Origin of the sequence: Kitasatospora cathayae, from assembly GCF_027627435.1 — a bacterium.
GTDB lineage: Bacteria > Actinomycetota > Actinomycetes > Streptomycetales > Streptomycetaceae > Kitasatospora > Kitasatospora cathayae.
On record NZ_CP115450.1, the window covers coordinates 8,619,899 to 8,644,102 of the forward strand.

Here is a 24,204-nt window from a genome sequence, read left to right on the forward strand (position 1 = left end):
CGGGTTCGGCGTTCCGGCTCCCGCCGTGTCGTTCGGAAAGGGGTCTCATGTCCCACCGTCCTGGCCGCCTCAGGCGGCTCTACCGTGTGCTCACCGTCCTGGTTCTGACGGCCGTCGTCGCAGCGCCCGGCTCCGTGGCGTTGGGCGACTCCACGCACCGCCCCCCGGGATCCCTGCGCCCGTGGGTGAAGTCCTGCGTCCGGCACCGGGGGCCGGCGGGACTCATCGCCTGCCTCCGCGGGATGCACCCCCAACCGCGGAGGGCACAGACCCGCCAGACGCCCGCCATCAGCGAACTGGCGACGCCCACGGCCGACGCGGAACCGGTCGGCATCACCGCTGGGCCGGACGACGCCCTGTGGTTCACCGAGAACTCCGCGAACGCGATCGGGCGGGTCACCACGGGCGGCACCTTCACCGAGTACTCGGTACCCACCACCGGCGCCGGGCCGGCCGAGATCGTCACCGGGCCGGACGGCGCCCTGTGGTTCACCGAGTCGAACGTCGACCAGATCGGCCGGATCACCACCGGCGGCACGGTCACCGAGTACGCCCTCCCGACCTCCGGCGCCTACCCGTGGGGCATCACCGTCGGGCCGGACGGCAACCTCTGGTTCGCGGAGCCCGGTGCCGCCAACATCGGCCGGATCACCACCGGCGGCACGGTCACCGAGTACGCGCTCCCCACCTCCAGTGCCTTCCCGCTGAGCATCACCGTCGGGTCGGACGGCAACCTGTGGTTCACCGAAGTGCTGACCGGAAGCATCGGTCAGATCACCACCGACGGCACGATCACCGAATACACGGTGCCCTCGCTGTTCTCCCTGCCCATCGGCATCACCTCCGGGCCCGACGGCAACCTCTGGTTCACCGATGCCGGAGCAACCCAGATCGGACAGGCCACCACGGCGGGTGTGTTCACCGGCTACGACCTCACGGACACCCTCTTCTTCCCGTTCCCGTGGGGCATCACCACCGGACCGGACGGCAACCTCTGGTTCACCGAGAACGTCGGCAACGACATCGGCCGGATCACCACCGGCGGTTCGATCACCGAGTACGCGATTCCGACCACCGATTCGAGCCCGCTGGACATCACCACCGGATCCGACGGCAACCTCTGGTTCACCGAAAACGCCCCGAGCCAGATCGGAACCGTAACCCCCTGACTGGCGCAGCGTGGCGGGGTCGCGGTGCCGGGTGAGCTGACAGGAGCGCACCCGCACCGCGGCCCCGGCATGGCGCGGCACCGAGCAGGCCCCGCCCGTCCGGCCCAGGGCACGCCGCACTCAGTTCTGACGGCCAGGGTGGCGCCATGACGGCGACGAAGACCCCAGCGCCCTGCCAGGCCCACCCCGCCGGTAGCCGGGGCAACTGCCCGGTGGCAGACTGCGCACCGTCCAGACACGGCTTTCTGGCGTTGCTGGAGTAGTACGCCGACGGCCCGCTGAGCATGGACTACCAGTTCATCTGGTACCTCCGTGGATACCGCCGGCTTGAGTCGGGGTGGGGGTCCCCCCGCTTGCGGGGGAGGAAACGGTCCTCCTGCGGAGCGGGACAGATGACGACGATTCGCCGTCAAGGCGGGCCGTCGCCCAGTAGCCGCCCGTAGCCACTTCGGCACGGGTTGTAGCATTTCTGGTGCCCGATCGGCGAGAGACATGTCCCTGACGGTGGTTCACCCTCATCGTCCAGCGGTGCGCTTCGTCGTGGGCGACCCGATCGACGCTGTGAGTTCCCGCACACCGAGGGCTCGGCGTTTCACCACTCCCGCCCCGCATCCGCCGCCGGTGACCGATCGGAGCCCGCACCAGTTCACCCGGCATGATGAACCCTCAAGGCATTGTCGGGCCGGCGACGTGGGAGTTGCCGGTGAGCTGAAGGACCTACTTCGGCTGCGGCCTTTCGGTGCCTGGCGGCATGCCTCGGGCCCTCCCCCTTCAGCGGTGTGGGGGAGGGCCCGGGTGTTCGCAGGTTGAGCAGGCGTTTCGGCTGGGTGCTGCCGGTCGGACGATGAATTCCTCGGTCTCCCGGTCCGCTGGTCCTGCCTGTGTCAGATGCTGGCCACGGCGGTGAGCTGCTGCCAGCCGGCGGTGCCGTCCACCAGGCCGAACCCGGCCCACTTGTGGGCGGCGTAGTCTCCGGCGTTGTCATAGGCGCGGTTGTCGGAGCCGATCGCGTAGAGGTGCACCGTGCTGGCGCCCGTCTTCACGGCGGTGATCTGCTTGAAGCCGGCGGTGTTGTCGACCAGGCCGAACCCGGTCCAGGTGTGGGCGTTGTAGTCGCCGTCGTTCTCGTAGATGCGGTTGTCGGAGCCGAGCGCGTACAGGTGGACGGTGGTCCCGAGCGCGGCGGCGGTGATCTGCTGGTAGCCGGCGGTGCCGTCCACCAGGGCGAAGCCGCCCCACTTGTGGGCGCTGAGATCGGCATCGTTGTCGTAGACGCGGTTGTCGGAGCCGATCGCGTACAGGTGGACGGTGGTGTTGCCGGACGCGTCGGTGGTCGCAGCGGCGGTGATCTGCTTGAAGCCGGCGGTGCCGTCGACCAGGCCGAAGCCGCTCCAGCTGTGCTTCGTGTAGTCGCCGTCGTTCTCGTACACGCGGTTGTCCGAGCCGAGCGCGTAGAGGCGCACGGTGGTCCCGGTCGCCACTGCGGTGATCTGCTGGAAGCCGGCGGTGCCGTCCACCAGGCCGAAGCCGCTCCACTTGCCGTCGGCGTAGTTGCCGTCGTTCTCGTAGATGCGGTTGTCCGAGCCGATGGTGTAGACGTGGACCGTGCTGTCCGTGGTGGTGGTGCTGGTGATCTGCTTGAAGCCGGCGGTGCCGTCGACCAGGCCGAAGCCGTTCCACTTGTTGATGCCGTAGTTGCCGTAGTTGTCGTAGACGCGGTTGTCGGACCCCAGGCCGTACAGGTGGACGTTGTTGGCCGTGATCGGAGTTGGGGCCGGAGCCGGGTCGGACGCGACGTTGTTGTAGCGGAATGGCACGTAGGTGCCGGCGTCCATGGCGGACCGGGACATGGTGGTGGTGTGTGCGACGGTGCCCCAGGTCGATTCGGTGTAGATGTTCGCCGTCTGGTGGCTGCTGTCGGTCCAGCCGGCGAAGAGCACGACGTGGATGTTGTAGTTGCCGTTGTCGTACCGGTCCAGCGCGTCGCCAGGCAACAGGTCGTCATAGCTGTTGAGCTTGGTGGAGACGCTCGGCAGGGTGACGGTGGTCAGCGCGCTGCTGAGGTGCCAGGCCATCGATATGTAGCCGGAGCAGTCCGAGCGGTAGCTGCCGTTGCTGTCGCTCCACGCGCTGCTCTGGCTGTACGGGACCTGCTCGTCGACCCAGGACTGGGCGCGCTGCAGGATCTCCGACCGGGTGATCGAGCCGTCCGGGCTGGACGTGCCCACCGCGTGCGCGGCGGTCGTGGTGGTCAGCGCGCCGACCAGGCCGGAGGTGGCGATGGCCGCGGCGAGGACACGACGGAAAGTGTTCTTCTTGTTCTTGGGCATGGCAGGACTCCACTGAGGTTTGACGGGTTCGCGGGCGCGGTGCTGTCGGATGCGGGGGAGGGGTGCGACGGTTCGGCGTGCTCAGCTGGTGGCGACGGAGGTGAGCTGCTGGAAGCCGGCGGTGCCGTCGACCAGGCCGAAGCTGGTCCAGGTGTTGGCGCTGAAGTCGCCGTCCTTCTCGTAGACGCGGTTGTCCGAGCCGAGGGCGTAGAGGTGGACCTGCGACGTGCCGGTGACGGCGGTGGTGATCTGCTTGAAGCCGGCGGTGCCGTCCACGAGGCCGAAGTTGGTCCAGGTGTGGGTGTCGAAGTTGCCGTCCTTCTCGTAGATCCGGTTGTCCGAGCCGAGCGTGAACAGGCGGATGGTGTTGTTGGTGACGGCGGTGGTGATCTGCTTGAAGCCGGCGGTGCCGTCCACGAGGCCGAAGCTGGTCCAGGTGTTGGCGCCGTAGTCGCCGTCCTTCTCGTAGACGCGGTCGTCCGAGCCCAGCGCGAAGAGGTGGACGGTGTTGGTGTTGGTGACGGCGGTGGTGATCTGCTGGAACCCGGCGGTGCCGTCGACCAGGCCGAAGCCGCTCCAGCTGTGCTTCGTGTAGTCGCCGTCGTTCTCGTAGACGCGGTTGTCCGAGCCGAGGGCGTAGAGGTGGACGGTGTTGCCGATGACGGCGGTGGTGATCTGCTGGAACCCGGCGGTGCCGTCGACCAGGCCGAAGCCGGTCCACTTGCCGGCGCTGTAGTCGGCGCTGTTCTCGTAGACGCGGTTGTCCGAGCCGAGGGCGTAGAGGTGGACGGTGTTGCCGACCACCGCGCTGGTCACCTGCTTGAAGCCGGCGGTGCCGTCGACGAGGCCGAAGTTGGTCCAGGTGTGGGCGTTGTAGTCGCCGTCCTTCTCGTAGATCCGGTTGTCCGAACCCAGGGCGAACACCCGGGCCGTGTACGGAGTCGCCGCGGTGGGGGTGGAGGGGGCGGGCGTGGGGTTGTCGGCCGGATAGGGGTTCGCGGTGTCGGCGCCCAGTCCCACGGCGGGCCCGCAGGTCGGCCAGGCCGACTGGCCCTGCTTCGCCAGCACCTTCTCCGCAACCAGGATCTGCTGCCCTTCGGTGGCCAGGTTGGCGGTGGGTGCGTAGAAGTTCCCGCCGTAGGCCTGCCAGGTCGGTGCGTCGAACTGCAGCCCGCCGTAGTAGGTAGTGCCTCCGACGTTGTCGACGATGTCCCACCTGCCGCTGCTCTCGCACTGGGCGACCTTCTCCCAGGTGCTCACCGAGGCGGCCGAGGCCGCAGTGGCGGTGCACATGATTGGGGCCGCGACGCCCACCAGGGTGGCGGCGGACAGGGCCAGAGCGGACATGGAGCGGCTGCGGACGGGCATGGGGAACTCCCTGCACTCGGTGCGGAATAGGGTTGCGAAAGGGACGTGCGAAGACTTGGCGGCCGCGGGGCGCAGGCGACGCCCGATCAGCTGAGCGGCGGCTCTGCGGTGCGGCTCACGCCGCGGGGCCCGGGTGAACGGTGCCGGCCGGGGGTAGGTAGCGTCGGCGGAGCACGGGCGCGGCCTGGTGGCAGCGGGCGAGCAGGTCACTGGCCCGATGGAGCTCGGTGCGGGTGTCGGCGGCCGTCGGGTCGAGCGTGCGGAGGTAGAGCAGGAGGTCGACCCGGTCCGCCTCGCTTCGGCCGGAGGCGTGTTCCAGGCCGTCGGCGGGGGTTGCGTGCGCCCACAGGGCGCCCAGGACCTCGGCAACTTCGCAGGGCTCGGTCGGCTCGGCCGGCTGCCTGCGCTGCAGGCTGGCGTAGACGATGTCCATCGTCGGGGTTCAGCCGCCCCATCCGAGCGAGTCGGGCGTCACGGTGGCGGCCCGGCCGAGGGCGGGAGCAGCGGGCGCGGCGGCGAAGGCGGGCGAGGACACGAGCGCGGTGCCGGCCGGAGCGAGCGTGACGACCGCGGCGGCCCGGGCGATGCGAGTGCGGATCATGACGTGAGTCCTTTGCTGAAGCAGGGGCAAGTGTCCTTGGCCGGTGAGACGTACCGCGGTTGACGCTTCGTCCGGCTGCCGTTCGGGCTGTTCCCGGCTGGCAGTGAATAGCTTCGCCGCAGATCAGCGGCCCAGGAAGGCTTTCGGGCTGTCGCCAACTCGCCTGACGCCATTCCGACTGTCAGTCATGGACATGACATTTCTTCTCTCGCCGGTGGTGGCCAATTCATACCGGCTGTTGACCCGCACCGACACGGACAACTCACCGGGCGAGCCGGTCCAGCCCGGCCAGACTCGCCAGGCGGCCGGGACACTCGCCGGCGTGGGCCAGCGCCCTGTTGCCCCATCAGGACCGGCGCGCACCAGGACGTCGGCTTGGCCGGCGCCGGGGCGGGGCGGGGCGGCATCAGGCGGTGCTGGCGGTGCGGGCCGAGCGGGAGGCGGTCGAGCGCGAGAAACAGCGCCCGCACCGAGCGGCGCATCATCAAGGCAAGGAGACCGTCACCGCCTTATGGACCCGCGCCCAGGCCTTCTTCACCCAGGCCGGGAGCACCGTCCAGCGTTGCTGACCGACAGCGGCTCCTGCTACGAGTCACACCTTCGGCGTGTTGTCCTCGCCGCCGAGGGCATCACGCCGCAGGAGCACCTGGCCCTACCGGCCGCAGACCCACGGCATAGGTCGAACGCTTCAACCGCGCCTTGCGCGACGAATGGGCCCTACCGCACCGAACAAGAGCGCCGGGACGCCTATCCCGGACGGCTCCGCACCTGCAATCACCACCGCGGACACACCGTCCCCAAGCCGCACGGGTCAGTACACCTAGGGCCTGTTGCGAAAGTGTTGGCCGTGATCACTTCGCCTATGCGTCGAGCGATCTACTGTCACTCCGTCATGCAAGGATCCTTGACCATGATCTCCGCCGAGCAAGTGATCAACCGTGCTGGTGACGAAGGCGTGATGCCGTTGCTCACTCTGGACGAGTTCTTCGACGGTAACGACAACGAAGGATGCATCGCGCCGAACCAATGGGGCTATGGGCGGTCTGCTCTCGCGGAACTGGCCGAGCGTTTCCGCGCCATCGAGAGGCGCGAGGACGTCGCCTGGGTCCGGGTGCAACTGCACCCGGAGACATTGGAGATGGATGAACTCGCCGGTGAGGCCGTCGCCATCTGCACCACGGCGGACGAGAGTGTCTGCGCTGCGTGGATCGAGGGGTTCGAGGCCAGCGGTGTGATCCCAGAGCTGGTAGATGTCTTTCGTGACATTCCGGAGGTGCCACCCGGCGCGACTGTGTGGTCCATTGTGTGGGACTAGGCTCGGCGGCGATGGTGCTGGTCACAGCCACTCGTTGATGACGGCGACCAGCACCGTCGCCTCGTAGCGGACGGCGAGCTTGTCGTACCTCGTGGCCACGGCCCGGTGGCGCTTGAGGCGATTGATCCCGCATTCCACCGCGTGGCGCTCGCGGTAGTCGGCCTTGTCGAATTTCGGCGGCCGACCGCCGCGCGAGCCGAGCTTGAGGCGGTTGCGGATCTGGTCCTTCTTCTCGGGGATGGTGCAGCGGATCCCGCGTCTGCGCAGGTAGGCGCGGTTGGCGCGGGACCCGTATGCCTTGTCGGCACGCACCTTGTCCGGCTTGGTGCGTGGGCGACCCCGGCGGAGCCGGGGCACCCGAATGCGCCCCAGCACCGTCTGGAACTGCGGGGAGTCACCGTGCTGCCCGGCGGTGACGACCAGCGCCAGGGCCCGCTGTCCCTGCTCGACTGCCAGGTGCAGCTTGGTGGTCAGCCCGCCCCGCGACCGGCCCAGCCCATGGTCGGCCGGCTCGACGACGACACCGCCGGGCGGCTCCTTCTGCAGGTCCCCCTAATCCTGTGTGAAGGCAATTCCGGATCGCCCCGGTTGGGGCTTCCGGACTGTCCGTGACGGACACCTGTTGGTCTCCAGGGCCCTTGAGGCCTTCCCAAAGAGCGGTGTCGTCACAGTGGTGGGTTTCGTGGTGGTCGCGTGGACACCGGGCTGACGCCTGGCTGCCCCCGGGCCCGCGAAGGCCTTGCAAAAGAGCGGCGCGGCCCGGTGTCTGCGGGCCGCCGCGAAACCCACCAGAACTGGCGTTCGTTGGCGTCGTGGCGCGAGCCCGCCCCGGGGCGACCTCTTGTTGATCTCCACGAGCCATGAGCTCTGGCACAGACGGAGGCCCCCGGAGCGCGCTGGTGTCGCGAACGGCTACCGAGATGGCGGACCGAACGAGTCCTGGGATTAGGGCGCCGCGCGACCCGAACAGGTTCGTGACCTGCACGAATGAGAGCGATAGGGAGAACAGGTTGAAGGTCTTCTGCGGCATCGACTGGGCCGAGTCGCATCATGATGTCGCCCTGGTCGACGAGGCCGGCGAGCTGCTGGCCAAACGGCGCATCGGCGACAACGCGGCCGGCTACCGGCTGCTGCTGGAACTGCTCGCCGAGTACGGCGACAGCCCCACCGCGCCGATCCCGGTAGCGATCGAGACCAGTCACGGCCTGCTCGTCGCCACCCTGCGGACCGCGGGCCGCAAGGTCTTCGCGATCAACCCGCTTGCCGTCTCGCGCTACCGCGACCGACACAGTGTGTCCCGCAAGAAGTCCGACCCCGGCGACGCACTCGTCCTGGCGAACATCCTGCGCACCGACCTGCATGCCCACCGGCCGCTGCCCGCCGACTCCGACCAGGCCCGGGCCCTGACGGTGCTGGCCCGCGCCCAGCAGGACGCCGTCTGGAACCGCCAGCAGATCGGCAACCAGCTCCGATCCCTGCTTCGCGAGTACTACCCCGCCGCCCTTGACGCCTTCCAGGGCAAGGAAGGCGGCCTCGCTCGCCCCGACGCCCGTGCGGTCCTGGCCGTCGCGCCGACCCCGGCCAGGGCTGCCCGGCTGTCCCTGAACCAGCTGCGGGCGGCACTCAAGCGGGCCGGGCGCGTGCGCGGTATCGACTCCGAGGCCGGACGCCTGCGCGACATCTTCCGCGCCGAGTACGCCCATCAGCCCACCCCGGTCGAGGACGCATTCGGCCAGCAACTCCTCGCCCTGCTCAAGCAGTTCGACGCCGCCTGCCAGGCTGGCGACGACCTCGCCGAGGCGGTCGATGCCTGCTTTCGTGCACACCCCGACGCCGGGATACTCCTGAGCTTCCCCGGCCTCGGAGTCCAGCTCGCCGCCCGCGTCCTCGCCGAGATCGGCGATGACCGCGAACGCTTCGCCGACGCCCGAAGCCTCAAGGCCTACTCCGGATCCGCCCCCATCACCCGGGCCTCCGGCAAGAAGCACTACGTCGGACGCCGCTTCATCAAGAACAACCGGCTCATGCACGCCGGCTACCTGTGGGCCTTCGCCTCCCTCAAGGCCTCGCCCGGCGCCCACGCCCACTACAAGCGCCGCCGCGAGCACGGAGACTGGCACGCCGCAGCCCAGCGCAACCTGCTCAACCGCTTCCTCGGCCAGCTCCACCACTGCCTCCAGAAGCGCGTGCACTACGACGAACGCCACGCATTCACCTCCCCTCTCTCACCGGACCTGGCGGCTGCAGCTTGACTTCTTAAAACCCCGAGATGTCTTTTGCGTGCCCCGGCGGCGTGCTGGTGGGCCCGGGCCACCGTGGAGTCCACGGACACATCCCAGGTGATCAGCCCCTTGGCGTCGGCGTCGGCCTGCAACTGCTCCAGGATCCGCTGCCAGGTGCCGTTACGCTGCCACCGCCGGAACAGGTCGTAACACCGGTCCCACGGCCCGTACCGCTCAGGTATGTCTCGCCAGGGCGCCCCGGTCCGGGTTCGCCACCGTATGCCGTCGATCAGCTGCCGACGGGTCCACACCGGCGGGTGGCCCGGCTTCTTGCCCATCGGCAACAGGGGCTCCAGCAGTTCCCACTGGCCGCTCGTCAGATCACCACGCCACACAGAGCAAGATCATCTCACGGCCAAGATCGACTTTCGCAACAGGCCCTAGAGCCAGCCCTTCTGCGCTGCCTTGATGCCGGCTTCGAAGCGGCTGCTGGCGCCGAGGCGCTCCATGATCGAGGACATGTGGCGGCTCACGGTGCGGGCCGACAGACCGAGACGCTGGCCCGCGGTCTCGTCGGTGAGGCCGGTGCCCAGGAGACGCAGGAGTTCCCGTTCGGTGTCGCTCAGGCCGGTCGTGGGGTCCTCGGCGCGGACGGCGCCCACCGGCACGGCGATGCTCCACGCCTGCTCGAAGAGGTCCACCAGGGCGGCCACGATGCCGGGGGCGCTGACGTGCAGAGCGCCCTTGCGGCTGTCGGCGGGATCGACGGGCACCAGAGCCTGGCTCCGGTCGACGATGACAAGGCGCTGCGGGAGCACCGGTGCCGTGCGCACCTCGCCGCCCCGGCTGAGCAGCCAGTGGGCGTAGTTGGTGGCGTGCGGGTCGTTGCGGGTGCTCTCCTGGTAGAGCGACTTGATCGCCACGCCGCGGGCCAGGGCCGCCTCGTTCGGCCCCCGCCCGGCCTCGAGGTCCTCGGGGCGCCGGTGAGAGCCGGGATGGACGCCCAGCACCTCGGTCACGGCGCCGCGCCCGAGCAGTTCGAGGCGGCTCTGGATCGCGTCCATGCCCATCAGCCGTTCGGCATCGCCGGCCCGGTGGTAGGCGCGTTCGGCGACCAGACGGGTGAGGGCGGCGCGTGAGGTGGCCAGTTGCGCCTGCCGGGCCGCCAGATCGGCTTCCTGGCGGGCCAATATATCGGCCAGACCGACCTCCGGAGCGACGGCCCGCATTCGGCCGGGGCACTCGCTCGATGCGCGGACCAGCATGAAACGGGAGAGCTCGTCGAGGCCCGCGTGGACCTGAGCGGGCGACAGACCGCAGAAGGCGGCCAGTTGCTCGACGCTGTCGCCGGGCCGGTCCAGCATTGCCTGGTAGACCGCAGTGGCCGGTGCCGTCACGCCAAGTGCTTCCAGCACGTGATTCCCCCGTCGTACGATCCCGGTGCCGTGGCACCGGCGCTCCGGCCCGGCATCCCCGGCCGCCGTCGGCACCCGGGGGCGTGACGGGCACCAATGCGGCCAGACCAGTCGGCTCGGCGGTGCCTGCCACACGACGAGTTCCCCTGTTGGGCGAATGTCCGGCCAGGCAGGCGGCCGGGTGTGACAACTGACCTCGTCATTCCAAGCTTCCCCGGAATGTGATCATGTGACTATCCACTTCGCGACGGCGATCCCGCCCGTTTTCGGATAGCCGGGCCGGCAGCGGCCCTCAACGGCGCTGGTCGCCACGGCCGCCGCAGCGCAGCGTCTCCGACGGTGACTGCTGATAGGCCCGCCGGTAGTCAGCGCTGAAGCGCCCGAGGTGGGTGAAGCCCCAGCGGCAGGCGACCTCGCTCACCGTGCCGGTCGACCGGCCGTCGGAGATGGCGATCAGGTCGCGGTGGGCGTGGTCGAGGCGCCGGGCCTTCAGGTACGCCAGCGGAGTCGTCTGCAGATGGGTGCGAAAGCCCTCCCGCAGAGTGCGCAGGCTGACCCGGGCGGCCTGTGCGATGTCCGCGACGGAGATCGCCTCGTGCGCATGCTCCGCGCAGTAGTCCGTCGCCCGGCGCAGCGCCCCGGGCAGCAGGCGCGCACCGCGCTCTGCCACCGCGTTGCTCCAGGAGTGCGGCTGGGCGTCGAGCAGGCCGTCGACTAGCAGATTCTCGAAGTGCTGCACGGCCAGCGGGGAGCAGCGGCTCAAAGGCGACGCGGCGAAGGCGTTGAAGCTCCACGCCAGCTCCGTCCAGGACTTCACGGCCGGATTCCGGTCGTCGAGCACGTGGCTGAACCGCGCCAGCCCTGGCGGGGAGTCTCCCAGCCGCACGGCGAGCGCATGCTCGACCGTACGGGCGGGGATGATCAGCACCCGGTTCAACGCCTCGGCGTCCCACTCCATCGAGAGCCGCTCGCCCGGCCCGACAATGAACGGCGACGAGGGCAGGACCCTCCCGTCCACCAGGACCTTCCCACCGCCGGCTACCGGGAGCTGGATGTTGTGGAAGTCGGGCAGCTCCCCAGGGTCCACACTGACATCGGCGCCGTAGCCGATCTCGTAGAGCGCGATCGAGCCCTCGTGGATCAGGCGGAAGCGCCCGTTGATCCGCTGACCGCCCGTTACCGTCATGCGGTGGGGTGCGAACCGTTCGCCCACCGCTTGGTGCAGCTGCTCGACGCAGCGCCCCTCGTAGAGGGTGATCGGCCCGCTCCCGCCTTCGTCCGCACCCGGTCCGCTGACCGTCAACGCCGTACCTCGCCTCCCCGTCGAACCCGGGCCGATGATACTGACGGCAGAGAATTGGCATGGGCATGATAGCAGTGCGGGATCCCGCCAGGCGAGTTGGGGACAGCCGGAAACCCTTCTACGGCTGTTGATCTGCGACGAAGCTGTTCATCGCCGGCGGGGGAGAACAGCCCGACCGGCGACCGGGCGAAGCGTCACCGCGTGATGCGGCCGGAACACCGACTCTCTCGACAGAAGGGCCACTGCCATGATCCGCTCCTGCTTCGCCAAGGTTGCCGCTCTCGCCATCGGCGCCGCCCTGCTCCTTCCGGTCGCCACCGTCTCGGTCGCGCAGGCCGCCGACACGCAGGCCTCCGCCGCCCCCACCGCAGCCGCCCCGTCCGATCTGACCTGGGGCTGACCCGCATGGACATCGGCTACCTGGGGTAATCGCAGTGCACCGGGCTTCAGCCCGGTGGTGAAGCGATTCTGAACCCTGCTCTGACACCTGCGCGGTGGGCACCTCCCGAACTGTGGACGGTGCCCACCCGTGAAGGTCAGGCTGGGTGGTTCTGCTGCTCGATGTACTGCCGGACTATCGACAGCGGAGCGCCGCCGACCGATCCGGCGAAGTACGAGCCGGACCACAGGCGCTGTGCGCGCCAGTAGTGCTTGACCAGCTCGGGGTACTCCTGGCGCATTCGACGCGAGCTGACGCCCTTGAGGCTGTTGACCAGCTTCGACAGAGCGACCTTCGGCGGAAAGTTCACCAGCAGGTGGACGTGGTTGTTCTCGCCGTTGAACTCGACCAACTCCACCTCGAAGTCCTCGCAGACGCTCCGCATGATCTCTTCGAGCCGGGTGAGGTGCCGGTCCGCGAACACTTCGTGACGGAACTTCGTTACGAAAACCAAGTGCGCGTGCAGGACGAAAGCGCAATGCCGACCAGTGCGGATATTCTGATACTCGGCCATAAACCAACATGGTACGGTGCGGATTATGCAGCTTCGGTACAGCTTCCGCGTGTACCCGAACGGACCTCAGCGTTCAGCGCTGGCAAGGGCGTTCGGGTGTGCACGGGTGGCCTTCAACGATGCCCTTCGGGCACGTGAGACCGCCCGCGCTGCCGGGCTGTCGTTCGTCCCGTCCGCTGAGCTTTCCAAGCAGCTCACAGCTGCGAAGAACACCCCGGAGCGGGCATGGTTCGGGGAGGTGTCGGCCGTGGTGCTGCAACAGTCCCTCCGGGACCTGGACACCGCGTACCGGAACTTCTTCGACAGCCTCAAGGGCAAGCGGCCGAAGATGGGACCGCCCCGGTTCAAGTCCCGCAAGGACACCCGGCAGGCGATCCGGTTCACCGCGAACGCCCGGTGGAAGATCACGCCGGGCCGTGACCTGTCGTTGCCGAAGATCGGCGAGGTGCGGGTGAAGTGGTCGCGCACCCTGCCGTCAGTGCCGTCCACGGTGACGGTGATCAAGGACAGCGCGGGCCGGTACTTCGCCAGCTTCGTTGTCGAGACCGACCCCGAGAACCTTCCCGAGGTCGAGCCGGTCAACGGCATCGACCTCGGTCTCGGGCACTTCGCTGTCCTGTCCGATGGCCGGAAGATCGACGCCCCGAAGTTCCTCCGACGTGCTGAGAAGAAGCTCAAGCGTGCCCAGCAAGCCCTGTCCCGCAAGGCCAAGGGCAGCAAGAACCGGGAGAAGGCCCGTCACAAGGTCGCTCGCAACCACGCACGGGTGGCCGACGCCCGGCGCGAGTTCCACCACCAGCTCTCCACCGAACTGATCCGCGAGAACCAAGCAATCGCGGTGGAAGACCTGGCGGTCAAGGGGCTCGCCCGCACCAGGCTGGCCAAGTCCGTGCACGACGCCGGATGGTCGGCGTTCGTCACCATGCTGGAGTACAAGGCCACGAAGTTCGGCCGGACCCTGATCAAGATCGGCCGGTTCGAGCCGACCTCTCAGGTGTGCTCCAACTGCGGCGTGAAGGATGGCCCCAAGTCGCTGAACGTCCGCGTCTGGCAGTGCCAGGCGTGCGGGGTGTGGCTGGACCGGGACATCAACGCCGCCGTCAACATAGCCAAGGCCGCCGGACTGGCGGTGTCAGCCTGTCGAGCGCGGGTAAGCCCGGGACCTGTTGCGGCGCAGCGCGGAGAAGCAGGAACCCACCGAGACGGTCAGACGACCGTGGTAGGAATCCCCGGCCTTTAGGCTGGGGAGCGGAAGTCAACTGAGCCTGGACCGCCACCCCGCAGCGGCACCCCGAACCCGGCGGCGCCGTGGCCGGAAGCCGTGGATGCCCTGGGGCGCACACCGTCCCGGCCGACGATCTCGGACACGCCAACGCCCGGGCCGGGCCGGGCCAGACCGGATCGACCTGCTGCTCTACTTCCTCACCCTGGGGCCGAACTGGCTGGACGGCGAGCAGCTCGCCGTGCGGCACGGGCGCGAGCACCTGCTCGACGTCGGGCGGATCCACTCGGCCTTCGTCGCCGACGCCCGGGAGCGTGGTGAGGCATGCGGACCGCTCGACCTCCTGCCCGCTCCGGCGCTGCCGGTCGCTCTTCCTGACTCTGGCCGAGGAACTGCACTTCGGCCGGGCTGCAGAGCGGCTGCGCGTCCCCGTGGCGCGGCTCAGCCGAGTTCGAGGACGGCTGGTTCGTCGACTCCGGCCACGTCTGTCTTAACGAATGAACCCATACGGACGATGGGGCGGAGCAGCTGGAGGCCGTCCGGGAGGCGAACGCCTCGCTGCGCGCGTGCTGGACGTGTGGGGGGCTCGATCGGCGGAAATGTGGCTGGCCCCTGCCGGCAGCGGTCAGGGGGATGCATGCGTTCACGACACCGCTGGGTGATAGCCGTCTGGGCCGCAGTACTGCTCGCCGGCTGCGCCTCGACGCCGTCGCCGCGCGAGGGCGCCCGCCTCTCGCCCGAGGCTCGCGGCTACCTCATCGAGGCCCTGGACCTCATGCAGCAGCAGTCGCTGCGCAGGGCCGAGGTGGACTGGAAGGCCGTCCGTGCCCAGGCCTTCGACCGCGCCGGCGATGCCCGCACTGCGGCCGAGACGTATCCCGCGATCGAAGGCGCCCTGGTCGCACTCGGCGACCACCACAGTCGCTTCTTTCCACCCGCCCGGGCCGGCCAGGTCTACGGCGACCCCGACGTCGTCAACGCACCGACGGCGCGCCAACTCCCCAACCGGATCGGCTACCTGGCACTTCCCCCGGTGAACGGCTCGGACCGCACCTACGCCGAGTACGTCCGCCAGGGTCGCATTGCGGCCGCCGCGACGGACCGGGCGGGCGCCTGCGGGCGGGTGGTGGACCTGCGCGACGAGACCGGCGGCGGGATGTGGGCGCCGCTCGCGGTGGCGGCGCCGATCTCGGGGACGGCCCGGCCGGCGGCTTCGCCACCCCGGACGGCAAGCGGACCGTGTGGTCGATCCGCGGCGGTGCGCCGTACCTGGACGACACCCCGCAGGCCTGGACGGGTTCTAGATATTGGGCAGCACCGGTGCTGCCAGGGTGGCGTCATCGGTGCTGCTACCCCCCGCTGTGCGGCGGGGCTGTTCGAGCGGGCGACGGCCTGGGTCGCCGGACTCGGCGAAGGCCGCCCGGGCTCGCGCGTCACGCGCGAAGCCACCTGTAGGGAGCCTTCGGCGTCCGGAAGGTCCCGCGTCTACTTCTCTGGCTACTGCTCTTAAAGGGGTCCGCGTGGTGCGGCCACCCCTGCCGCCGGAACGAGCCGCCCGCGCCACCCAAGGTCGGGGCGATCCCGCTGCGCACTACTCGATCGGCCCCGCCGCGGTCCGGGGCGGCGTGGCCCGCAGCCGGTCTCACTCATTCGGGGAAAGCCGGGACAAGCGCGCGGTGATGACGGCAGGGTGGCCGCGACAACCCGTTCGCTGGCTCCGGCCTGGGCCGCACCAGATCAGCAGTGAGTTCGATGCGCGCGAACGAGCAAGCCCCAGACGGGGTCGGCCCGGCCTTTCGGGGTGCCCCACGACCCGCTGCCGGCAGGGGCCAGCCAGTTCGCAGGTTCGGGATTGTCCGCGAGCCGCCGACCGACCTATGAGAGGGATGAAGCAGTGGGGATCAGTGCGCAGGTGAGCGTGAGTGCTCCGGGAATCGAGATGCCCGACGTACTCGTCACCTTCGGGATCGACTTCCCGCGTCAGCGCAAACGTCCGCTGCGGGAGGGCTACGGCCAGTCGGTGGAGCTGCCGGCGGTGATCGACATCGTCGCCGCCATCGGGGCCGGCACCATCACGGCTGCGGAGGCGCGCGAGCTGCTTCTGCGTCTCGCCGGTCACGTGTACGACCAGTGGGACCTGCGCGAGTACGAGCAGCACGACGACCTCCTCGCCTGGTGCGTCCGAAACGGCGGGTGCCCCGACTGCGAGAAGTACGGCGACCGCTTCGAGCCGCACCTCGACGCCTTGGCCGAGCGGTGGCGTCGCTACAACACCCCGGACGAGTACCCGTTCACCGTGGGCCGCTCCGCAGGACTGCACGAAACAACCTGTCCCGTGGTGCGGCGCACCATGCCGACAGAGTGGAGCCGACCGGTCGGCGAGGAGTACGTGCAAGAGCGCCGGCTCTTCTGCCACCAACAGAACCTGCGATACGGCGGTACCAAAGCCGACTTCGAGTTCGAGATGGCGGCGACGAAGACAGACAGCGGCTGGACGGTCATGACCGTCGAAGAGACCCGCGTGTGGGAGGCTCGGCACACCGGCCCGAAGGGCGGCCGGAAGTACCGGCGCTGCCAGCGCTGCGCGCCGACGCCGTAGAACTGATTACCGCCCGCGCCGCAGGCGAAGACTCCGAGCACACCAGTCAGTGCGTCCTCATCGGTCTGGATAGGTCTGCTGGTCGGCGGAGCCGAGGGTGGTTTCGGTGGGTGGCGTCGACGACGGCGGACCCCAGCCTGATGGCACATCCGTTAAGCGAACTGTCGGCGTGCGACGACTTGTTATGTACCTGATGCTTTCGGACGGCTTGCGAGCGGTTCCGGACAGTGGTCGCGACACGAACAGGCCAGGCTTGCGAAGTGTGGATGGACGTTCGTAGGCGGCTACGGGGGTCGCCGGGGAGGGACTTCATCATGCTTCCGCAAGCTCGCGACAGCGGCGGCCGCGACGGCGCTCGCCGCTTCCGCTCTGGCCGCAACCGCTCCTGTAGCGGCGGCGGACACCGCCGTGCCGCAGGCCTCTGTCGACCGCCATCGAGGTCGGGATGCTCTTCAAGGGCTACGACAAGGCGGTCGCCGAAGCGAACGGCTACACCATCGAGACCAGCGCGCAAGGCTTCGAGTACTCCGTCAAGAAGAACGCCACTGACTCTGAGGACGCTGCGGCTCAGCAGCTCGCCGCCGCGCGGTGGGGCATCAAGCCGGCCGTGAAGCCCGGCCACGACGTCGCTGACGACTACAGCGACTACTACAACCCGCAGTGCGGCACCGCCTGGCTGTCCGGCACCGCGGTGCGCAACCTCAGCGTCGACCCCAACACCGGGTTCACCCTCAACCCCAACCAGCGGGCGATCTTCTACTACTGGGAGGTCGGCCTGTCCGACTCCGGCGGCGTCAGCCACCAGACCTGGGCCCCCTCCGGCCTCCTGGAGCGCCAGAAGTGGAACGGCAGCCGGCACGTCGGAGGCCTGTCACCCAGCAACGGCCAGGCCTGGGTCGAGAGCACCAGCTACGCCACGCTCGACGACGGCTCGAGTTGCTACCCGGCCCCGGGCGCGGTGATCGTCCACTACGGCATCTTCTGATCTGACAAACCGCCGTGCGTGTAGGGCTTCTCCTAGCAGGTTGCCTGGAGAAGCCCCCACGCTAGGAAGGACAGCACCGTGTTCCGCATCCCGCCGGGAGCCGACCAGCCCAGGCCCTCCGTTCCCACTCACGACGAAACGTTGCGCGAGTTCGGCCGACCCGTCGCAGCACTGGCCCGCCCAGAGCCCGGATGGACGGTCCTGCTCGGCCGAGAGGGCACCGACGGCTACCTGACCGACGTCGATCTCCAGTACGCCCACCAGCGCACCTACCGCGTCCGCGTCCGCACCACCCGCCCCGCACTGGCCAACTCCAGGATCAAGCCCTTCTTGAGCCTGGACGACATCCTCGGCACCACGATCGCCAACTTCACCGACGAAGAAGACCTCGACCCCATGGCATCAGTCGAGGCAATCCTGAACCCCGTCCCCACCACACCCGGGGAGGCGGTGCTGCGCCTCGACGGCCAGGAACACACCGTCCGTACGGCGACCCGGGACGGCTTCTTCGCAGCCATCCTCGAACTAAGCGACCAGACCATCGCCGTGGCGGCACCGGAGACGCTGCGCGACCTCGCCCTCGAACTGACCTGGATTCGGCCCGGCCGGCCCCTGTAAACAGGGGTCCGCGGCCACCCCCGTTCGTCTGGTGCGGCTGCCTGCTGTCGGGCCGGCACGCCTGGGCGCGGCGTTGCGTTGCTTCGCCCGTACCCGGCCGGTCGGGTGCCGGCGCCGTCCGTCTCGGGGCTGCCGGAATCCGGCCGCAGCCCGGTGTCAGGCGTGGGTGTGGGGGACGGGTTCGCCGGTGAGGGCGTCGGTCAGGGCCCGGGTGCCGAGGGGTTGGTGCAGGACGACGGTGAGCTCGGCGATGCCGCCGTCCTCGCATCCGATGTTCGGGCCCGAGGCGTCCCGGCGCCGGAGCAGCAGTGTCACCTGCTCGGCCGTCTCCCGTGCCACCAGGTCGGGCTTGTAGTCGCAGCCGCTCCAGGCGACCTCCATCGAGATCGTGCGGTCGTCCGCCGCGACGGTGGTGTTCTTCGTGGACGGATCGGCGAGCGCGATACGGCGCAGGACCGAGGCGTCACTCCGCTTGAACGGGAGTGGATAGTCGGAATCACGTTCCCTCGCGTCGCATGCCGCCACCATGACCACGATCAAGCCCACCGCAGCGATCAAGCGCTTGCGCACCGTCAGTTTCACGTCCTCGCCTTCCCCGTGTCGTCGATCAGGGTAGGTCCGCCGGTCGGCGAAGCCACGGGCGGTGTCAGTGGGTGGCGTCCACGGCGACGCCGACGAGCTGGAGGATGGCGTGGCCCCAGTGGTTGTGCGGTTGGACGGCGGCGGTTCCTCCCCTGCGGGGCTGTTGGCTGTGTGGGCGTCCGGCAATGCCGGCCGCACCGCCTGGGTCGGCCGCCACTAGGCCGCACCCGGACCCGTCGAACGGCTGTGAGCAATCCGTCGTCCGCCCGGCGGCCCCCGGCCCCGGGCGTGGCCCGTGCCCTCGGCCCCAAGCAGCGCCCCAGGGCCGCCACAGCCGTCCTGGCGCCACCCGCCGCTGTCCCGGGCCCACCGGTCCACCCCGGACACCCCACAGCCCGCCGGGCAGGCCGCCGGCGTCATCGCCGCCCTGCGCCACATCCCCACCCCGGCCGCCGTCCTCGAGTCCGCGCTTCACCTCGCCCAGGCTCTGCTGGAGCGCCCCGCTCCTCCTGGAGGCCGCCGCCGGCACCGCCGTCGTCGCTCGCCCCCACATCCGCTGAAGGACGAGTGGTTTCCCGGCGACCGGCACCCGAAACCGGTCCGGCTCCGGTGCTCTGTCTGCGGCGCCGATCCCTCCGACATCGATCGCTGGTGGCAGGCTTTCCTCCACCGCTTAGTCTAAGGGGCCTGATAGTCCAACCCCGAAGCCGGAGCCGGCACTTCATGATGTTAAAGAAACGACCATGAAACAAACAGGCGGGAAACGAGCGTGTAAGAGCCGCGAGGTGGTGGACCGCCGAACAGAATGCGCCCGAAACGCGTTTCCATTGCGCCCCAGCCGGGTCCGCCCCCAGGTCGGTGGGCACGGCGAGCAGGCCGAGGCGGGTGAACTCGGCGAGGTCGACCTCGTGCTCGTGGACGATCCGCCGCCACAGAAGGGTGGCCAGTGATCCGGCGTAGGTGAGGTTGGGGCCGATGGCATTGGAGATCCGCACGGGCGCCCAGCGGCTGTCCGCTGTGAGCAGGCGTACGCCCGCTCGCAGGTGCTCGGTGCGCGAGCGGTCCTCACCCGTTCAGGTGATGGGCCTTGTGACGGGCGATTCCTACCGTGTCAGAGGCATATCCCATCGGCTTCACCCCGGAGGAACCATGTCAACCCTGCGCACCAGTCTCACCAGCATCGCGGCGCTGCTGCTCGTGGGTGCCACGACCACGGCAGCCATCCAGAGTGACGCGAACGCGGCCCCGATCGCCCCGGCCGCGGACAGCGGGATCGCGAAGCTCCACTCGATCGTCAACCTGCCGCCCGGCACCTGGACCGACACCCCGTTGGAGATCACGCTTCCCCGGGCTGGCACGTACGAGCTCGACGCGGACGTCCGTGGACGCCTCGCGGGCATTCCGTCGCTCAACGTCTACATGAGCGCGCGACTGTGGAACGTCACGGCCGCCGCCGAGGTGCCGGAGAGCGAGCGGCTCGTCTACCAGATCATCAACGGGAACCCGGGCGACGCCCAGGCGGGCGGCAACCAGACCGCGCCGATCAGCGAGCTGATCAGGGTCAGCGGGCCGACAACGATCCGGCTGCAGGCCCAGGAGATCAACGCCGTCGGGGCGGCCACCGTCGCGCAGGTCTACTCCGATGGCGTTGGCTTCACCGCGCTCCGCTACGACCGGGTCGGCCCCTGATATCGGCGCTTCCCGATCGAGCACCGCACGCTCGGCGGCAGCCAGCCCCGGGCTCCGATTCGGTGTTTCGTGGGTAATCGCCTGTGAAACACCTCGGCAGCCTCCCGCCGGTCCGGCGAACCCGGTGCCGCTGCACTGGTTTCAGAAGGACGCCGTCGCGGCCGCAGTGCGCGAGGTGAAGGCTGGAGGTCGGACGATGGTGGTCGCCGCGACCGGCTCCGGCAAGGCAGGACAAGGTCCGCATCGACGGGAAGCTGACCGACCGGCAGAGCGCGCTCCTGGACGCGCGCCACCGGCACGCCGAGACTGTCGCGGGCTGACCTGCCCTGCATACCCCGCCGTCCTGGCGCCGCGCACCAGCGGCGAGTCGAGGACCGGAAGGCCGGCGTTCCGGCTCTGGCGGCAGCCGGACGGTGGGGCAGGATTGGCAGTCCGTTCGGATCCGAGCATCCGATCCAGCGGAGCTGCACACGAACACGACCTGACAGGCGACAAGGTGACGACACAGTACGTACGGCGGCCGACGACGGCCCTTTGCCTCGCCCTCCACGCTGCGGGGGCGGGACGGTGACCCGGGACCTGGTCCTGCACGACTGGGTGGTGGCCGGCATCGCGCTGGCCTCCGGCTGTGTGGCCGGTCTGGTGCTGCGGGCTCTGATGAAATGGCTGGGCAAGCACGCCAGCAGGACCAAGTGGAGCGGGGACGACATCATCGTCGACGCGTTGCGCACCATCGTCCCCTGGGCGGCCGTGGTCGCCGGGGCCGAGGTGGCAGCTTCGGCCCTGCCGCTCACCGCGCGGATCGGGGGGCTGGTCGGCCAGTCGCTGACGGCCGTGCTCATCGTCATCGCGACGCTCAGCGCGGCCCGGGTGGTGACCGGGCTGGTGCAGTCGGTGGCCGCGTCCCGCACGGGCGTCGCGGCGTCCGCGTCCATCTTCGTCAACATCACCCGGGTCGTGGTGCTGTCGATGGGCGTCCTCGTGGCCCTGGAGACCCTCGGTGTGTCCATCGCCCCGCTGGTCACCGCCCTCGGGGTGGGCGGTCTCGCGGTCGCGCTGGCCCTGCAGGACACCCTCGCCAACCTCTTCGCGGGTGTGCACATCCTCGCCTCGAAGACGGTCCAGCCGGGTGACTACATCCGGCTCACCAGCGGGGAGGAGGGATACGTCGTCGACATCAACTGGCGCAACAGCGTGGTGCGCAACCTGTCGAACAACCTGGTGATCATCCCCAACGGCCGCTTGGCGCGGACGAACATGACGAACTACTCCCAGCCCGAGCAGAAGCTGTCGATCCTGGTCCAGGCCGGGGTCGGCTACGACAGCGACCTGGAGCACGTGGAGAGGGTCACCCTCGATGTCGTCGACAGCGTGATGGCCGACGTCAGCGGTGGTGTGCCCGACCACGAGGCCGCCGTCCGTTTCCACACCTTCGCGGACTCCAGGATCAACTTCACGGTGATCCTGGGCGTCGGTGAGTTCAGCGACCAGTACCGGATCAAGCACGAGTTCATCAAGCGCCTGCACCAGCGGTACCGGACGGAGGGCATCTCGATCCCCGCGCCCACACGCACGGTCTCGCTCCAGCAGGACGGGCCTGGCGCACCGTCGTCCCTCCCGCCGGTTCCGCCCCAGTGGGAAGAGTCGTCCGAGGTGCTGCCGGACCGGCGGCGGTAGCCGGCGCGGGGGAAGAGGGGATACCAGTCGCTGGGTGCCCGGTTGCTGGTAATGATCAGCGAGCGTCCCTGGCGTTCGGAGACAAGTTCGTAGAGGTCATCGGCCTGGGCGGTGGTCAGCTGGCGCATCCGCGAAGTCGTCGAGGATCAGCACGTCGGGGCCCCGTCGTCCACGCCGAGACGCGGAAGGCCGGCGCGACGCTGCACGCCGCCCACTCCCGGGACCCCAACAGTATGATCACCGCCGCGAGCCGGCGGAGGGCCGGAGCGACGGGGGAGAGGGACGGATGCTGGCGTGGTGGCGCAACCGGTCGCGGAGCCGTGCCCGACTCCCTGGCCGCCAAGGCGAACCGCCTCGCGGCCGACGGGCTGTGGGTCGGGGCCGAAGCCGCCCTACGGCAGGTCGTCCGGCTGCGCACCGACGAGCTGGGCCCGCAGGCGCCGGCCACCCTGGCCGCGCGCGGCGAACTGGCGGCGGCCCTGGCCGCGTTGGGGCGCCACGAGGAGGCCGAGGACGAGCTACGGGCCGTGCGGGCGTCGGCTGCCGGGCTGCGTTGGGTGGACGGCTGCTCGACGTCGACCGTTGCGGCGGACTGATCGACGGCATCATCACCCTCCACGACCCACCCAGCCGACGAACCCCCACCCGTTGCTCCACTCACCGCCTGCCGCCCTGGTCCCAATGCCGGTGACTTTGGTGTCTCTGGCTCGTTGGTTGTGGTGTGGCGAGGGTGGGGCAGGTCAAGTCGCCTGCGGGTGACCGGTTGACGGCCTCCTGCTCGTCCACCACGCCATCCGACAGCTGATGCACCAGGCCGCCCTCCCGGGGGGGTCGAGCTTGACGGGCCGCGGGGCCTGCGGGCCCTTTCATCATGTCCTGCCACTTCTCGGCCTCCGCGTAGCGGCGCACGGTGTTGCGACTCCAGCCGAGGTGCTTCGCGACGGCGCGCTGACTCATCCCGCCGGCCAAGAGCCGGTGGGCGAGGGCGTGGTTGGCGCGCCGCCGTTCGGCGACGCGCCCGGCCGGGTCCACCAGGGCGACATCGGCGTTGCCGGCCGCGGCAGTCAACGGATTCTCCCACTGGGGTTCGGGCTCCGGCACGGTCGACGAACGTCCGCCGCTGGCACACCAGGGCCTGGCAGACGAAGCGGCGCACCCGCAGGGCAACCGTCACGGGCCGCCCGCAGCTGGGCAGATCCGACGGATAGCGCAGGTAGGAGCCGTGGACCCGCTCAGACCACGTCCCGCAGTCCGGGCAGGACGCACCCGGAGCAGTCACGCGGGCGGCGATCCGCACCACCGCACCGGACGCTTCGACACCGACGACCTCCACCTGGGGCAGCGACGGGAACAGCAACTCACCGAGCCACGACCACGATTGCGACACAGCCGCCGAATGTCAGCCAGCCAGGTGACTCGACCGACCAGTTCCGGACGATCTCCAGGCCCCGACACCGCGCATGATCCGTCACCCAGTGTCACCGGTCACAGAACCTGGGCCAGACCCCGCTGATCGGATCCACCATCGCCTGGAGTGGCGCCGTCGGCGGACTGCTCGCCCTCGCAGTGCTCCTGTTCATGCGCAACATCACGATCCCCACGTCCGCGAGCCGCCGTATCGAGCCAACCGCCCGCACCGCGACGCCGACGACCGGCGAGTCCGCTGCATGACCCACAGCGCCGCGAATCCAATCAGATCCGATGGTGATTGCCGCCGGCCTGCTGCGCCGTCCCGTTACCGGCCGCCGTCGGCTGTCCCACCGTGGCTCCGCTGCCGGACCGACACGCCGAGACCCTCCTGACCCGCCCCGCGCTCCGTCGACCACGATTCCGTTCGCGGGCGACGCCGCCCTTCTCGGCCTGTCTGGAGGCCGTTGTCAGAAAGTGCGGGGCTGCTGCGTCCCGCGTGCCCGCTTGCTGTGCTGGCGTCTGGGCCGGGTCCGTGCGTGCTCGGGCCGGGGCTGCGCCGTTGCTCGCCTCGGCCAAAATGCGGTTGCCGCGGGCCTCCGCCTCGATCATGATCGCCCGCATGGACTTTTGATGACTGCCGCGTAGTACGTACCTGTCGCGCGATCGACCTCGGAGCCTGACGACCCGGCCCTGGGGCGATCGGTTGCGCCCCTCGTGAGCATCCGTCAGAGAGCGGGGGCGGCCGA

Annotated in this window: 22 protein-coding genes and 5 pseudogenes; 13 read left to right on the plus strand and 14 right to left on the minus strand. The window is 69.5% G+C overall.

The window, feature by feature from the left end:
* Nucleotides 1-242 precede the first annotated feature (242 nt).
* Nucleotides 243-1,169, plus strand: a complete 927-nt coding sequence (locus tag O1G21_RS38620; RefSeq protein WP_270150439.1) for a Vgb family protein — start codon at nucleotides 243-245, stop codon at nucleotides 1,167-1,169.
* An 884-nt stretch (nucleotides 1,170-2,053) separates the two neighbouring features.
* Here the strand turns inward: O1G21_RS38620 and O1G21_RS38625 are convergent.
* From O1G21_RS38625 to O1G21_RS38640, 4 genes are all read right to left on the minus strand, one after another.
* Nucleotides 2,054-3,499 carry a hypothetical protein gene (locus tag O1G21_RS38625; protein ID WP_270150440.1) on the minus strand — a complete coding sequence of 482 codons (1,446 nt, stop codon included), beginning with the start codon at nucleotides 3,497-3,499 and terminating at the stop codon, nucleotides 2,054-2,056.
* A gap of 81 nt (nucleotides 3,500-3,580) precedes the next feature.
* Nucleotides 3,581-4,867: a transglycosylase family protein gene (locus O1G21_RS38630; RefSeq protein WP_270150441.1), complete on the minus strand. Its 1,287-nt coding sequence runs from the start codon at nucleotides 4,865-4,867 to the stop codon at nucleotides 3,581-3,583.
* Nucleotides 4,868-4,982: 115 nt separating this feature from the next.
* Nucleotides 4,983-5,300, minus strand: a complete 318-nt coding sequence (locus O1G21_RS38635) for a hypothetical protein (RefSeq protein ID WP_270150443.1) — start codon at nucleotides 5,298-5,300, stop codon at nucleotides 4,983-4,985.
* Nucleotides 5,301-5,309: 9 nt separating this feature from the next.
* Nucleotides 5,310-5,468 (minus strand): hypothetical protein, encoded by a 159-nt coding sequence (locus O1G21_RS38640; RefSeq protein WP_270150444.1) that lies wholly within the window; start codon nucleotides 5,466-5,468, stop codon nucleotides 5,310-5,312.
* Nucleotides 5,469-5,881: 413 nt separating this feature from the next.
* Here O1G21_RS38640 and O1G21_RS38645 point away from each other — a divergent pair, with 413 nt between their 5' ends.
* Nucleotides 5,882-6,037, plus strand: coding sequence for a hypothetical protein (locus O1G21_RS38645; RefSeq protein WP_270150445.1), 156 nt, complete (start codon nucleotides 5,882-5,884; stop codon nucleotides 6,035-6,037).
* A gap of 341 nt (nucleotides 6,038-6,378) precedes the next feature.
* Entirely contained in the window at nucleotides 6,379-6,783 is a 405-nt protein-coding gene (locus O1G21_RS38650) for a hypothetical protein (RefSeq protein ID WP_270139972.1), read from the plus strand.
* Between the two features lie 21 nt (nucleotides 6,784-6,804).
* Here O1G21_RS38650 and O1G21_RS38655 read toward each other — a convergent pair.
* Nucleotides 6,805-7,287 (minus strand): annotated as a pseudogene (locus O1G21_RS38655) (IS5 family transposase); the annotation flags it as partial.
* Nucleotides 7,288-7,793: 506 nt separating this feature from the next.
* On the opposite strand from O1G21_RS38655, the gene O1G21_RS38660 reads away from it, so the two are divergent.
* Entirely contained in the window at nucleotides 7,794-9,035 is a 1,242-nt protein-coding gene (locus tag O1G21_RS38660; protein ID WP_270150447.1) for an IS110 family RNA-guided transposase, read from the plus strand.
* 20 nt (nucleotides 9,036-9,055) lie between these two features.
* Here the strand turns inward: O1G21_RS38660 and O1G21_RS38665 are convergent.
* The 3 genes and pseudogenes from O1G21_RS38665 to O1G21_RS38675 form a co-directional block, all read right to left on the minus strand.
* Nucleotides 9,056-9,400: pseudogene (locus tag O1G21_RS38665) on the minus strand (IS5 family transposase); the annotation flags it as partial.
* 45 nt (nucleotides 9,401-9,445) lie between these two features.
* Nucleotides 9,446-10,420, minus strand: coding sequence for a helix-turn-helix domain-containing protein (locus O1G21_RS38670; protein WP_270150451.1), 975 nt, complete (start codon nucleotides 10,418-10,420; stop codon nucleotides 9,446-9,448).
* 292 nt (nucleotides 10,421-10,712) lie between these two features.
* Nucleotides 10,713-11,723 (minus strand): AraC family transcriptional regulator, encoded by a 1,011-nt coding sequence (locus tag O1G21_RS38675; RefSeq protein ID WP_270150453.1) that lies wholly within the window; start codon nucleotides 11,721-11,723, stop codon nucleotides 10,713-10,715.
* A 247-nt stretch (nucleotides 11,724-11,970) separates the two neighbouring features.
* Between O1G21_RS38675 and O1G21_RS38680 the strand changes: the two genes are divergently transcribed.
* Complete coding sequence (locus O1G21_RS38680) at nucleotides 11,971-12,123, plus strand: hypothetical protein (protein ID WP_270150455.1); 153 nt, start codon at nucleotides 11,971-11,973, stop codon at nucleotides 12,121-12,123.
* 136 nt (nucleotides 12,124-12,259) lie between these two features.
* On the opposite strand, the gene tnpA is transcribed toward O1G21_RS38680, so the two are convergent.
* Nucleotides 12,260-12,676, minus strand: coding sequence for an IS200/IS605 family transposase (gene tnpA / locus O1G21_RS38685; RefSeq protein WP_270150119.1), 417 nt, complete (start codon nucleotides 12,674-12,676; stop codon nucleotides 12,260-12,262).
* 25 nt (nucleotides 12,677-12,701) lie between these two features.
* On the opposite strand from tnpA, the gene O1G21_RS38690 reads away from it, so the two are divergent.
* The 5 genes from O1G21_RS38690 to O1G21_RS38710 all read left to right on the plus strand — a co-directional run bounded on the left by O1G21_RS38690 (nucleotide 12,702) and on the right by O1G21_RS38710 (nucleotide 18,100).
* Nucleotides 12,702-13,916 (plus strand): RNA-guided endonuclease InsQ/TnpB family protein, encoded by a 1,215-nt coding sequence (locus tag O1G21_RS38690; protein ID WP_270150458.1) that lies wholly within the window; start codon nucleotides 12,702-12,704, stop codon nucleotides 13,914-13,916.
* 619 nt (nucleotides 13,917-14,535) lie between these two features.
* The gene (locus O1G21_RS38695; protein WP_270150460.1) at nucleotides 14,536-15,408 is read left to right on the plus strand and encodes a peptidase S41; all 873 of its coding nucleotides are present in this window, start codon (nucleotides 14,536-14,538) and stop codon (nucleotides 15,406-15,408) included.
* Between the two features lie 384 nt (nucleotides 15,409-15,792).
* Nucleotides 15,793-16,497, plus strand: coding sequence for a hypothetical protein (locus O1G21_RS38700; RefSeq protein ID WP_270150461.1), 705 nt, complete (start codon nucleotides 15,793-15,795; stop codon nucleotides 16,495-16,497).
* Between the two features lie 445 nt (nucleotides 16,498-16,942).
* Nucleotides 16,943-17,482 (plus strand): hypothetical protein, encoded by a 540-nt coding sequence (locus O1G21_RS38705; RefSeq protein WP_270150464.1) that lies wholly within the window; start codon nucleotides 16,943-16,945, stop codon nucleotides 17,480-17,482.
* A gap of 78 nt (nucleotides 17,483-17,560) precedes the next feature.
* Nucleotides 17,561-18,100 carry a hypothetical protein gene (locus O1G21_RS38710; protein ID WP_270150466.1) on the plus strand — a complete coding sequence of 180 codons (540 nt, stop codon included), beginning with the start codon at nucleotides 17,561-17,563 and terminating at the stop codon, nucleotides 18,098-18,100.
* 156 nt (nucleotides 18,101-18,256) lie between these two features.
* Here O1G21_RS38710 and O1G21_RS38715 read toward each other — a convergent pair whose 3' ends face one another.
* Together O1G21_RS38715 and O1G21_RS38720 are read right to left on the minus strand one after the other, a co-directional pair.
* Entirely contained in the window at nucleotides 18,257-18,670 is a 414-nt protein-coding gene (locus O1G21_RS38715; protein ID WP_270150467.1) for a hypothetical protein, read from the minus strand.
* Nucleotides 18,671-19,533: 863 nt separating this feature from the next.
* Nucleotides 19,534-19,659, minus strand: a pseudogene (locus tag O1G21_RS38720) (arsenic transporter); the annotation flags it as partial.
* A 172-nt stretch (nucleotides 19,660-19,831) separates the two neighbouring features.
* On the opposite strand from O1G21_RS38720, the gene O1G21_RS38725 reads away from it, so the two are divergent.
* The gene (locus tag O1G21_RS38725; protein WP_270150468.1) at nucleotides 19,832-20,371 is read left to right on the plus strand and encodes a hypothetical protein; all 540 of its coding nucleotides are present in this window, start codon (nucleotides 19,832-19,834) and stop codon (nucleotides 20,369-20,371) included.
* 567 nt (nucleotides 20,372-20,938) lie between these two features.
* Nucleotides 20,939-22,048, plus strand: a complete 1,110-nt coding sequence (locus tag O1G21_RS38730) for a mechanosensitive ion channel family protein (protein ID WP_270150470.1) — start codon at nucleotides 20,939-20,941, stop codon at nucleotides 22,046-22,048.
* A gap of 8 nt (nucleotides 22,049-22,056) precedes the next feature.
* Here O1G21_RS38730 and O1G21_RS41990 read toward each other — a convergent pair.
* Nucleotides 22,057-22,207 (minus strand): annotated as a pseudogene (locus O1G21_RS41990) (ATP-binding protein); the annotation flags it as partial.
* A 161-nt stretch (nucleotides 22,208-22,368) separates the two neighbouring features.
* On the opposite strand from O1G21_RS41990, the gene O1G21_RS38735 reads away from it, so the two are divergent.
* Nucleotides 22,369-22,644: a hypothetical protein gene (locus O1G21_RS38735; RefSeq protein ID WP_270150471.1), complete on the plus strand. Its 276-nt coding sequence runs from the start codon at nucleotides 22,369-22,371 to the stop codon at nucleotides 22,642-22,644.
* Nucleotides 22,645-22,705: 61 nt separating this feature from the next.
* Here O1G21_RS38735 and O1G21_RS38740 read toward each other — a convergent pair whose 3' ends face one another.
* Entirely contained in the window at nucleotides 22,706-23,149 is a 444-nt protein-coding gene (locus tag O1G21_RS38740) for a helix-turn-helix domain-containing protein (protein WP_270150473.1), read from the minus strand.
* Between the two features lie 43 nt (nucleotides 23,150-23,192).
* Nucleotides 23,193-23,435: pseudogene (locus O1G21_RS41905) on the minus strand (transposase family protein); the annotation flags it as partial.
* Nucleotides 23,436-24,204: the final 769 nt, after the last annotated feature.